Origin of the sequence: Ectopseudomonas composti, from assembly GCF_900115475.1 — a bacterium.
Taxonomy (GTDB): Bacteria; Pseudomonadota; Gammaproteobacteria; order Pseudomonadales; family Pseudomonadaceae; genus Aquipseudomonas; species Aquipseudomonas composti.
Map to the genome: position 1 here is coordinate 81,783 of NZ_FOWP01000006.1, position 11,468 is coordinate 93,250.

Annotated in this window: 8 protein-coding genes; 3 read left to right on the plus strand and 5 right to left on the minus strand. The window is 64.4% G+C overall.

All coding sequences use genetic code 11. From position 1 onward, the window contains the following. Positions 1 to 5 precede the first annotated feature (5 nt). On the plus strand, positions 6 to 1,373 hold the full coding sequence (locus BM059_RS12905; protein ID WP_074939363.1) for a DUF1329 domain-containing protein: 1,368 nt from the start codon (positions 6 to 8) through the stop codon (positions 1,371 to 1,373). Positions 1,374 to 1,543: 170 nt separating this feature from the next. Then, entirely contained in the window at positions 1,544 to 4,150 is a 2,607-nt protein-coding gene (locus BM059_RS12910; RefSeq protein ID WP_074939107.1) for a LuxR C-terminal-related transcriptional regulator, read from the plus strand. Between the two features lie 243 nt (positions 4,151 to 4,393). On the opposite strand, the gene BM059_RS12915 is transcribed toward BM059_RS12910, so the two are convergent. The 4 genes from BM059_RS12915 to BM059_RS12930 form a co-directional block, all read right to left on the minus strand. Beyond that, complete coding sequence (locus tag BM059_RS12915) at positions 4,394 to 5,737, minus strand: short-chain fatty acid transporter (protein ID WP_037001738.1); 1,344 nt, start codon at positions 5,735 to 5,737, stop codon at positions 4,394 to 4,396. A 163-nt stretch (positions 5,738 to 5,900) separates the two neighbouring features. Next, a complete protein-coding gene (locus tag BM059_RS12920) occupies positions 5,901 to 7,082 on the minus strand; it encodes an acetyl-CoA C-acetyltransferase (protein WP_074939108.1) in 1,182 nt (393 codons plus the stop codon). Between the two features lie 137 nt (positions 7,083 to 7,219). After that, the gene (locus BM059_RS12925) at positions 7,220 to 7,876 is read right to left on the minus strand and encodes a CoA transferase subunit B (RefSeq protein WP_074939110.1); all 657 of its coding nucleotides are present in this window, start codon (positions 7,874 to 7,876) and stop codon (positions 7,220 to 7,222) included. 10 nt (positions 7,877 to 7,886) lie between these two features. Beyond that, positions 7,887 to 8,585: a CoA transferase subunit A gene (locus tag BM059_RS12930; RefSeq protein ID WP_074939111.1), complete on the minus strand. Its 699-nt coding sequence runs from the start codon at positions 8,583 to 8,585 to the stop codon at positions 7,887 to 7,889. A 119-nt stretch (positions 8,586 to 8,704) separates the two neighbouring features. Between BM059_RS12930 and BM059_RS12935 the strand changes: the two genes are divergently transcribed. Further along, a complete protein-coding gene (locus BM059_RS12935) occupies positions 8,705 to 9,592 on the plus strand; it encodes a LysR family transcriptional regulator (protein ID WP_074939112.1) in 888 nt (295 codons plus the stop codon). On the opposite strand, the gene BM059_RS12940 is transcribed toward BM059_RS12935, so the two are convergent. After that, the gene (locus BM059_RS12940; protein WP_074939114.1) at positions 9,589 to 11,427 is read right to left on the minus strand and encodes a peptide transporter; all 1,839 of its coding nucleotides are present in this window, start codon (positions 11,425 to 11,427) and stop codon (positions 9,589 to 9,591) included. The genes BM059_RS12935 and BM059_RS12940 overlap by 4 nt on opposite strands. Between the last annotated feature and the right edge of the window lie 41 nt (positions 11,428 to 11,468).

Sequence of the window (11,468 nt, forward strand, 5' to 3'; positions counted from 1 at the left end):
TGCAGATGAATACAACCCTGAAGATGCTCGGCGCGCTGTCCCTGAGCCTGCTGGCCAGCGGTGTGCTGGCCGCTGTCAGCGAGCAGGAAGCGGCCAAGCTCGGTGCCAGTTTGACCCCGCTGGGCGGCGAGATGGCCGGCAACGCGGCTGGCACTATCCCTGCCTGGACGGGCGGTCTTGCCAGCGACGCCGGACAGGTGGATGCACGCGGTTTTCTCAGTGACCCGTTCGCCAGCGAGCAGCCGCTGTTCACCATTACTGCGCAGAATCTGGAGCAGCACCGCGACCAGCTGTCGGCTGGGCAACTGGCGATGTTCGCCCGCTACCCGGAAAGCTATCGCATGCCGGTGTTCCCGACGCATCGCAGCACAGCGGTGCCGGATGCGATCAACGCTGCGGCCAAAACCAGCGCGGTGAAAACCGGCTTGCGTGATGGCGGCAACGGCCTGACCGGCTTCACCGACAGTCGCTACTATGCCTTCCCGATTCCGCAAAACGGCCTGGAGGTGGTGTGGAACCACATCACCCGTTACCGCGGTGGCAATCTCAAGCGCAGCATCGTGCAGGCCTCGCCGCAGACCAGCGGCGCCTACACCTTGGTGAACTTCGAGGACGAAGTGGCTTTCCCGGAGAACATCCCCGATATCGATCCGGGCAAGGCGGAAAATGCGCTGCTGTTCTTCAAGCAGCGGGTCACTGCGCCGGCGCGTCTGGCCGGCAACGTGCTGCTGGTGCACGACTCGCTCGACCAGGTGACCGAGCCGCGTATGGCCTGGCTGTATAACGCCGGTCAGCGTCGTGTGCGCCGTGCGCCGCAGGTGGCCTATGACGGCCCGGGCACCGCATCGGACGGCCTGCGTACCTCGGACAACTTCGACATGTTCAACGGCGCCCCGGATCGCTACGACTGGAAGCTGGTGGGCAAGCGCGAGCTGTACATTCCCTACAACAACTACCGCCTGGCGCTGCCGAGCGTGAAGTACGCCGACATCCTCAAGGCCGGACACATCAACCAGGACCTGACCCGTTATGAGCTGCACCGTGTGTGGGAAGTGGAGGCGACGCTGAAGTCCGGTGAGCGCAATATCTACGCCAAGCGCCGCTTCTATGTCGACGAAGACTCCTGGCAGATCGCCCTGTCCGAGCACTATGACGGCCGTGGTCAGCTATGGCGCGTCGGCGAGGCGATGCTGCTGCAGCACTACGCACAGAAAATCCCGGTCTACGCCCTGGAAGCGCTGTACGACATCATCGCCGGTCGCTATGTCGCGGTCGGCATGGCCAACGAAGAGAAGATGTCGATCCAGTACGGCACTCAGGCATCGGCCAAGGATTTCACCCCGGCAGCCCTGCGTAACGCCGGCGTGCGCTGACCTGGCAGCAGCCCGAAGCAAGCCGGTGTCGCCTTGTGCGCCGCCGGCTTTTTTCTGCGCGCCCCTCCCGCGTGAATCTCGCGCCATAAGCGCCAAGGGGTGGTCGTGAGAGGTGAGCGGGGTACCATCGCCGGGTGGTTCAACAATGACAAGCAGAGAGAACCGCTGCCATGCCGACCCTTGCCATCGCCCGCCCAAGCCCGGTGCAGGCGCAACCTGTCGATTTGCCACGGCTGCCGCCGGGCGTCATAACTCGTCCATCGCAGTTGCAACGTTTGCTCGCCAGCGAGGCGCGCCTACGCTTGCTGTGCGCGCCCGCCGGTACCGGCAAGACTGTGCTGCTTGGCCAGTGCGCGCGGCACGCGCCCACGTCCATCGAGCGGCTATGGCTCGATCTCGGTGGTCGCAGCCTGACACCGGCGCAGTTGTACGAACGGCTGGCAGCGGCCATGCGGATGTCGAGCGACGATGCCAGCGAAGCGGCCTTGCTCGACGCGCTGCATGAGCGCTCGGGGCGCCTGTGGATTTTCATCGATGACTATCCGCGGCAAGCCGACGAGCAGCTCGATGCTTGTCTCGACAGGTTGTTCGCCGCGGCGCCTCAGCAGATCACCTGGTGGATCGCCAGCCGCCGCACGCCGGCCTGGAATCTGCCGCGTTTGTTGCTGCAGGGCGACCTGCTGGAACTTCATGGCGAAGAGTTGGCGCTGGATGAAACATCGCTGGCCGAGCTGTTGGCTGTGCTGCAGGTGAATCTGGCCGACGATTGCCGAGAGACTTTGCTTGCGCGCAGCGAGGGCTGGTTGGCGGCGATTCGCCTGCTGTTGCTCGATGCCGACGAGGATGCGCTGCGCCAGCGTCTGCAGGATGGCTGCCCGGTGCTGCGTGACTATGTGCAGCGCGAGGTTCTGGCCGATCTGGACGAGGAGCTGCGCAGCGACCTGCATGCGTTGGCCTTGCTGCCACGGTTCTCCCTGTCGCTCTGCGAGCATCTGCTGGACGGACGCGGTAGTCAGTTGCTGGCCGAACTGCAACGGCGTCAGCTGTTCGTGCGCAGCCTGGATAGCAGCGGTACCTGGTTTCGCCTGTGGCGGCCGCTGGCCGAGGTACTGCGCCGTATGCCGGGTGCTCCGATGCCGGCGCCGGTGCATGTGCGCGCCTGCCAGTGGTTTGCCCAGCACGGTGATATTCGCGAGGCCGTCGAACATGCCTTGCAGGCCGGCCAGGTCGAGGTCGCGGTCAATTACCTGCAGCGCTTCGACCAGGAGCAGTTGTTGCAGGGACACTCTGTGGCGCAACTGCTGCAATGGCGTGAGGAGCTGCCCGATTGGCTGTTCGCCAGTTCGCCGCGGCTTATCGTGTTGCAGGCCTGGGCGCTGATCATCTGCGCCCGTTTCGATGAAGCTCGCGCCTGCATTCAAGGGCTGGCGCATTTCATGCCGCAACCGGATGAGCGCCGTCAGAGCAAGCTGATTGCCCATTGGCAGGCACTGATGGGCGTTCTGGCGCGGCAGTGTGGTCGCCGCGATGCGCGGCTGCACTGCCAGGAAGCTCTACAAGTGCTGGACGAGGGCAGTTGGTCGCAGCGCGTGCTCTGCTATCAGGCGCTGGCTCAGCAGCATATGGCCGAACATGCCCTGGACCAGGCCAAGCAGGCGCTGGATCAGGGGCTGCGTCTGGCGCGACTGCACGGTAGCCTGATCTTCGAGGCGCTGCTCAATACCGATCACTGCTTGCTGCTGCAGATGCGTGGCGAGGCAGGGCGCTCTGCCGAGCTTGCCGAGCAGTCGCTGGCGTTGCTGCGTGAGCGCTTCAATCACAGTCCGGTGGTCGCTCGTCTGCTGCTGGTGCGGGCCAGTCTGCTGGCGCGCCAGGGCCTTAATGAGGCGGCGCAGCAGGCGTATCGCCTGGGGCTGCAGGAAGCCGAGCATTGCGAGGATGCCTACATCATTTCCGGCTATCTCGGCATGCTGGAGCTGGCGGAAAGTCGTGGCGATCTCGACGAGGCGCACCAGTGGTTGCAAAAGGCCGAGCGGGTTATGCAGTGGTCGCACGTTCCAGAGGTGCGCTACCGCTGTGTGCTGCAGCTGCAGGCCGGCCGACTGCTGTTGCATCAGGGGCAGACCGGGCGTGCGCGTGAGCTGTTTGCCCAGACCCTGCAGCAGTTGCAGCAACGCCAGCAGTTGGCGCCTTCCGAATTCTACGATCTGCTGCCGTGCCTGCGTCGTTACCTGGCGATCAGCGATCTGTTACTCGGCCATCACGCCGCTGCCGAACATGCACTGCGCCTGCTGCTGGATGAATGCCAGTTCGCTGGACATCTCAGTCTGGCCTGCGAGTGTCGAGTCAGCCTGGCCGAAGCGATGTTCGTGCAGGGGCGGCAAGAAACCGCTGATGGTCTGTTGCAGCAGGCGCTTGGCGAGGCGCGACAGCTGCGTCTGCTGCGGCCACTGCAGGAGCTGCTACAACGCCAGGAACAGTGGCTGGAGCGCCTGTTGCCGGGGGAGGTTGGGCAAAGTCTGCATCAGCGTCTATTCGAGCCGGCGCCGCGTTTAGATGAGCCGGCCAGCGCCGGCACCGCACTACTCAGTTCGCGCGAACTGGCGGTGCTGCAGTTGATTGCGCAAGGTTATTCCAATCAGGAAATCGCTGATCGCCTGTTCATCTCGCTGCACACGGTCAAGACCCATGCACGGCGGATCAACGTCAAGCTCGGTGTGCAGAGGCGCACTCAAGCGGTGGCGATGGCCAAGGCGCAGGGGCTGATGGGGGATTGAGCGGGCGTGGCCGCTTGGGGGATGCCCGCTCTTTCAGGAGGCGAGCTCTGTGGGCCGCCGCTGGTGGGCTGAAGCGGATCGCCGCCCGGCCCACCCTACAGATTGAAGCTCACCCCAGGGTGGGTTGGCTGCATGAGAGTGGTGCAGGTCAGCCCGTAGGGTGGGCTTTAGCCCACCTGAGTTGGTCAGCGTGGATCGAAGTGGATCCCCGCCCAGCCCACCCTGCAAGGCCTCACTGCCTGGTCAGCCGAGGAAGTAAAACGCGCCGCAGATCACCACGCCCGAATACAGCAGCATGATCAGGCAGTAGCCCATGATGTCGCGTGCGCCGAGGCCGACGATGCCCAGCAGCGGCAGTGCCCAGAACGGCTGGATCATGTTGGTCCAGGCGTCGCCCCAGGCAATCGCCATGGCGGTAACGGTAGGCGATACGCCCAGTGCCTGAGCCGCTGGCAGCATGATCGGCCCTTGCACGGCCCACTGGCCACCACCGGACGGTACGAACACGTTGACCACACCAGCGCTGAGGAAGGCCAGCAGCGGGAAGGTGTCGGCCGACGACCAGGAAATGAACGCTTCGGTGATCTGCCGACCAAGGGAGATGCCGTCGGCGTTGGCGCCCATCATCATGCCCATGATCCCGGCGTAGAAGGGGAACAGCAGGACGATGCCACCGATGCCGCGCACGCTCTCGTCCACCGCGCGCATGTAACGCTCCGGGGTGCCGTGCATCAGCAGGCCGCTGAACAGGAAGATGGCGATGACCACGTCCAGGCCCAGCACGAAACCCTTGGTGGCGAAGTGGTTGAACAGGTAGATACCGGCCATGGCCACCAGTGCCAGACCGAGGATGCGGCTGTCGTCCAGGCGCTGGGCCGGGGTTTCACGGGACGGCAGTTCCGCTTGCGACTCTACCAGTTTGGCTGGGTCGGCGACCTTGGCGCCCTGGCGTGGGTGCATGGCGCGGTTGAGCAGCGGTAGGCCGATCACCAGCAATGCGACGATGGTCAGGTTGAGGGTGCTGAACAGGGTTTCGGTGATGCTTACCGGGTCGGTCAGTACGCCTGCAGTGATGCGCGCCAGATCCGGGCCGCCGGTGGCCAGGGAAAGCGGCACCGAGCCAGCCAAGCCGCCGTGCCAAACCAGGAAGCCCGAGTAGGCCGACGCCACCAGCAGCGGGTAGTCGACGCCATCGACCTTGCGTGCCAGAGCGCGGGCGAATACCGCGCCGATCACCAGGCCAAAACCCCAGTTGACCCAGCAACCGACCAGCGCCACCAGAGTGACCATGATGATCGCCTGACCGGGGGTGCGTGCCATACCGGCCAGGCGGTCGAGTTGGCGGTTGATGATCGGTGCGCTGGCCAGTGCATGGCCGGTGACGAAAATCAGCGACATCTGCATGGCGAAACCGAGCAGGGTCCAGAAACCGCCGCTCCAGTGCTGCACCATGGCCGGTAGCGACTGTCCGGTAGAGAAGATACCGGCGAGCAGCACACCGAGGGTGAGCAAGGCGGAGAAGACGAAGGGTGAGGGCAGGTACTTCTGTACCAGGCTCACGCTCATGCGGGTGAGGGTGTTGAACATGGATGACGCCTCTTTCTTATGGTTGTCTAAGGGCTTTAACCAGGCATTTAAGGTTGGCTTTGCCTGGGCGTTGCAGTGGATATGACAAAGCTCGGCACGAGGCCGAGCGGTTGGTTACCTTGATCCGTAGGGCGGGTGTAACCCGCCCTACGTTTTTCCTGCCTTACGCGCGCTCGATGGCCAGGGCTACACCCTGGCCGCCACCGATGCACAGGGTGGCCAGGCCCTTCTTCGCGTCGCGGCGGATCATCTCGTGCAACAGGCTGACCAGCACGCGGCAACCTGAGGCGCCGATGGGGTGGCCGAGGGCGATGGCGCCGCCGTTGACGTTGACCTTGTCGGCGTCCCAACCCAGCTCCTGGCCGACCGACAGCGCCTGCGCAGCGAAGGCTTCATTGGCCTCGATCAGGTCCAGGTCATCCAGGCTCCAGCCGGCCTTGTCCAGGCAGCGGCGGGTGGCCGACACCGGGCCGATGCCCATGATCGCCGGGTCGACGCCGGCATTGGCGTAACCGGCAATCTTCGCCAGCACCGGCAGACCCAGCGCTTGGGCCTTGCTCGCGCTCATAAGCAGCACGGCGGCAGCGCCGTCGTTGAGGCTGGAAGCATTGCCGGCGGTGACGCTGCCGTCCTTCTTGAATGCGGGTTTGAGCTTGGCCAGGGACTCGGCCGTAGTGCCGGCGCGCGGCTGCTCGTCACGGGCGAAGGCGACGGGGTCGCCCTTGCGCTGCGGGATCAACACCGGGGTGATCTCGGCGTCGAAGCGACCGGCCTCGATGGCCGCCACGGCCTTCTGCTGCGAGGCGGCGGCGAAGGCGTCCTGGGCTTCACGGCTGATGCCGTACTTGTCCACCAGATTCTCGGCGGTGATGCCCATGTGGTAGTCGTTGAAGGCATCCCACAGACCGTCGACGATCATGCTGTCGATCATCTGCGCGTGGCCCATGCGCAGGCCGGTGCGGGCTTTGGGCAGTACGTAGGGTGACAGGCTCATGTTCTCCATGCCGCCGGCGATGATCACCTCGGCGTCGCCGCAGCGAATGGCCTGGGCGGCCAGGTGCAGGGCTTTGAGGCCCGAGCCGCAGACCTTGTTCAGGGTCATGGCCGGTACGGCATGCGGGAGGTCGGCACGAATCGCGGCCTGGCGTGCGGGGTTCTGGCCACTGCCTGCAGTGAGCACTTGGCCGAGGATCACTTCATCGACCTGGGCAGCGTCGAGGCCGGTCTGCTCCAGCAGGCGTTTGATGACGATGGCGCCGAGTTCCGGCGCGGGAATATCGGCCAGGCTACCCTGGAAGCTGCCGATGGCGGTGCGGGTAGCGGCAACGATGACGACGTCTTGCATGGGGAATCCTCTGGTTGCGGTAGGACGGAGAGCTTCGCGGATGAATCCGCTCCTACAGGGAGTGCAGCAGATAACACCAAATAAAAACACCCCGCAAAACGCCAGGCGTGGTGGCGTTCTGCAGGGCGGTAGACAACCTAGAACTGCATTTCCGGCACGTGCTCGGGGACGATCAACTTGCCGGCGGTCTTGGCGACGATTTCCTCGACGCTCACGCCCGGCGCGCGTTCGCGCAGGACGAAGGCGTTGTTCTCGATCTCCAGATAAGCCAGGTCGGTCAGCACCTTGCGGATGCAGCCGCTGCCGGTCAGCGGCAGGCTGCAGTGCTTCAGCAGCTTGGATTCGCCATCTTTCGAGGCGTGGGTCATGGTGACGATGATGTTGTCGGCGCCGGCCACCAGGTCCATCGCGCCGCCCATGCCCTTGACCAGCTTGCCGGGGATCATCCACGAGGCGATGTTGCCGCGTACGTCCACCTCGAAGGCGCCGAGTACGGTCAGGTCGACGTGGCCGCCACGGATCATGGCGAAGGATTGCGACGAGTCGAAGATCGCCGCGCCCTTGATCGCGGTAACAGTCTGCTTGCCGGCGTTGATCATGTCGGCGTCCACTTCGTCTTCAGTGGGGAAGGCGCCCATGCCGAGCAGGCCGTTCTCCGACTGCAACATCACCTGCATGCCCTCGGGCACGTAGTTGGCCACCAGGGTCGGGATGCCGATGCCGAGGTTGACGTAGAAGCCGTCCTGCAGCTCGCGGGCGACGCGCTGGGCCATTTGTTCTCGGGTAAGAGCCATGGTTTTCTCCTCAGGCGCGCAGGGTGCGTTTTTCGATGCGTTTCTCGAAGCTGCCGCAGATCAGCCGGTCGACATAGATGCCGGGGGTGTGAATCTGCGTCGGGTCGAGTTCACCGGGCTCGACGATCTCCTCGACCTCGACCACGGTGATGCGCCCAGCGGTGGCGACCACCGGGTTGAAGTTCTGCGCGGTGTGGCGGTAGACCACGTTGCCGAAATGGTCGGCCTTCCAGCCTTTGACGATGGCGAAGTCGCCGGTGATGGCCGGCTCGAGGATGTAGTGGCGGCCGTTGATCTCGCGCGCTTCCTTGCCCTCGGCGACCGGAGTGCCGTAGCCGGTAGCGGTGAAGAACGCGGGGATACCGGCGCCGCCGGCGCGCAGCTTCTCGGCCAGGGTGCCTTGCGGAGTAAGTTCGACTTCCAGCTCGCCGCTGAGCAACTGCTGCTCGAACAGAGCGTTCTCGCCGACATAGGAGGCGACCATCTTGCGGATCTGCCGGTCTTCCAGCAGCACGCCGAGGCCGAAACCGTCGACGCCGCAGTTGTTGGACACCACGGTGAGGTCGCGTACGCCACGGCGACGGATCTCGGCGATCAGGTTCTCGGGGATGCCGCACAGGCCGAAACCACCGGCCAGCACGGTCATGCCGTCCTGTAGGCCGTCCAGGGCTTCTGCGTAGCTGCCGACGCGTTTGTCGAGTCCGCTCATTCGAGGCTGCCTCTTGTTGTTGTGGGGCAGGTGCACTGCCAGGCTGTGGCCAAGCTTCAGTGCTGCGAGCTTATTTGTTAAGTTTGTTTTTCCTCTTGATTGATCAGGTAAATAAATCAATGACCGTCAAGCAGCTACGCGCCTTCCTCGCCGTGGCGCAAAGCCTGAGCTTCGCCCAGGCCTGCGAGCGCCTGCATCTGTCGCAGCCAGCACTGAGCCTGGCGATCAAGAACCTGGAGCAATCGCTGGGTGGTCAGCTATTGGTACGCACCACCCGCAGCGTGGCGCTGACGCCCGAGGGCGAGACGCTGTTGCCGATTGCCGTGCGCCTGCTGGCCGACTGGGACAACGCCGAGGACCTGCTGCGCCAGCACTTCACCCTGCAGATGGGCAAGGTGGCGGTGGCAGCCATGCCGTCGTTCGCCGGTAACCGCCTGCCAGCAGCGTTGCGCGCCTTTCGCGACGCCTACCCACGAGTCAACGTGGCGGTGCACGACGTGATCAACGAGCAGGTGCTGGACATGGTGCGCGACGGCCGCGTCGAATTGGGCATCGCCTTCGAGCCGGCGACCCTCGACGGGCTGCAGTTCACGCCGCTTTATGGCGACTGCTTCGTCGCCGTGGTGCCGGCTGCCAGTGAGCTGGCCGAGCAGTCAGCGCTGACCTGGGCACAACTGCTGGAGCAACCCTTCATCACCCTGCAGCGGCCCTCGGCAGTGCGCCTGTTGCTGGAAGACAGCGTGATCGCCCGCCATGGCAAGCTGCCGGTGGCGTTCGAGAGCCATCAGTTGGTCACGGTGGGGCGCATGGTTGCCGAAGGCCTCGGCGTCAGCGCCGTGCCGCAACTGTGCCGACAGCAAATGGAAGAACTGGGCGCGCGTTGCCTAGCGCTGAGCGAGCCGCAGGTGTCGCGCCGCGTCGGCCTGCTGCACCAGGCCGGGCATCAGCTGTCCAGCGCGGCGCAGGCGTTGAGCGAGACGCTATTGCGGCAGGTCGAGAAGGGCTAGCCGCTCAGCCGTTCGAGCAGACGTTCGCCGAACACCTCGGCGCGTCCTGCGAACAGACGTTGCAGCGCGTTGCCGTCCGCCAGGTAGTCGTACAGCGCCTGGCGTTCGGTGAAGTCTCCGGCCAGGCGTGCGGCGGCAGTGATGTAGTCATCGATGCTGTCTGTGATCAGCCAGTCCGGCAGGCCAGCGCGGCGCAGCATTCCCTCGTCGATATGTTCGAACACCTCCGCACCGGTCTTGCACACGCCGGGCAGGCCGACGGTCAAGGCGTCGATGATGCCGTTGGTATTGCCGAACGGAAACGGGCTGAGGAACAGGTCGCAACGGCTGAAGGCGCCTAGATAGTCCTGGTAGGGCTGGTGTGGGTAAATGCGCGCATTGGGCAGGTAGCGCCGGATCAGGCGCTGTAGCTGCGGGTAGAGCAGGCCTTGTGCCTGGCCAATGAGAAAATGAAAGCGCACCCGCTTGCCGTAGTGGCGCTGGGTAAGTTGGGCGATCTGCTGGCAGGCCTGCAGAAAGCGCGGGTTGAGCTTCATGGTGGTGGCAGCGATGGCGATGGCCACCTCGTCAGTATCGGTGCGCTCGGGCAGCGATAGCTCGATGGGGATGGCCGAGGGGCGGTAGGGCTGGCCGTCGCTGGGCAGCAGAAGCAGTTGCTCATCGAAACAGGCCGGATCACCGACGAAATCCTCCTCCACGCTGATGCAGTCGATATGCCGTGAGCCGGTGGTCGCCGGATGGCCCAGGGCAGCTACCTGCAAGGGCGCAAGGCGCAGGTTGGCGACGAACAGGGTGAGCGGGAACATGCCTACGCTGGGCATGTACAGCACCTGCGGTTGCAGCTCGGCGGCCAGTTCACGCACCTGGCGTACGCAGGCCAGCAGATCGTTCGGTGCACTCAGCTCGGTGAACGCGTCGAACACCGCGCGTCCCAGATCGTCGACGTTGCTGGCATAGCCCACGGCATGCAGGTCGAAGTGCTGCCGAGCGGCCTCGAGCGTTCGGGAGTGGGTGCGGTAGATCGAATGGCCGCCGGAGAACCACTCCAGCACCACCAGCATTTTTGGCTTGCCGGCGGCAGGGCGAGGCGTGGTTATCGGCAGCGAGTCGATGCCGTTGTTCGCCAGTTTGCGTTCCACCAAACGGCAGATGGAACGCTTTATGCGGTGCCGCTGCGGCAGGTCGGCGTAACTGCAGTGCATGTACACGTCATGGATGATCGCCACCGGCAGCTGATCCAGGCTGTCTAGGCTGTCCAGTCGCTCTGGCAGCCAGGCCAATAGCGCCTCACGCTTGGAGTGCGCCGCTGGCGTGCCGAGAAAGCGTGGCGATAGCAGCGCCATGCACAGCGCTACGGTCAGGTTGCGGTTCTGTTGCCAGAGCAGTTCCACGTCCAGCGGCAACTGCGATTCAGACGAATAGAGCACGCAGAACTTCACCAGCTCTGTCGGCGCCACCTCGAACCGGCCGTCTTCACCGCCATACAGGTTGAGCGCACGCAGGATATGGTCGGCGTTGACGAAGGCACTGGCGGCGAACAGCGAGGACAGCCAGCGCTGGAAGTTGATCAATTGATCGAAGCCGGTGGGACTGATCTGGAAACCAGGGTCGGAGAACAGCGTGGTGATGGCGCTGGTGATGCGCGTCAGCACATGGGCTTCGAGATCCGTCGCTGAAATCGCCGGTGATACCGAGAGCACGAACTGGCCGGACAACTTGCCGTAATGTCGGTCGATGATCAGCAGCAGGCGGATCAGTTCGCGTGCGGCTGCCTCGTGCTGGCGCGAGTAGCAGAGCTGCTCGAAGTGTTCGAGGGAAAACTTCTCGTCGGTCATGGCCTGGCCTTGTTACGCATGGGGCGGGCGCGACTTGGGTG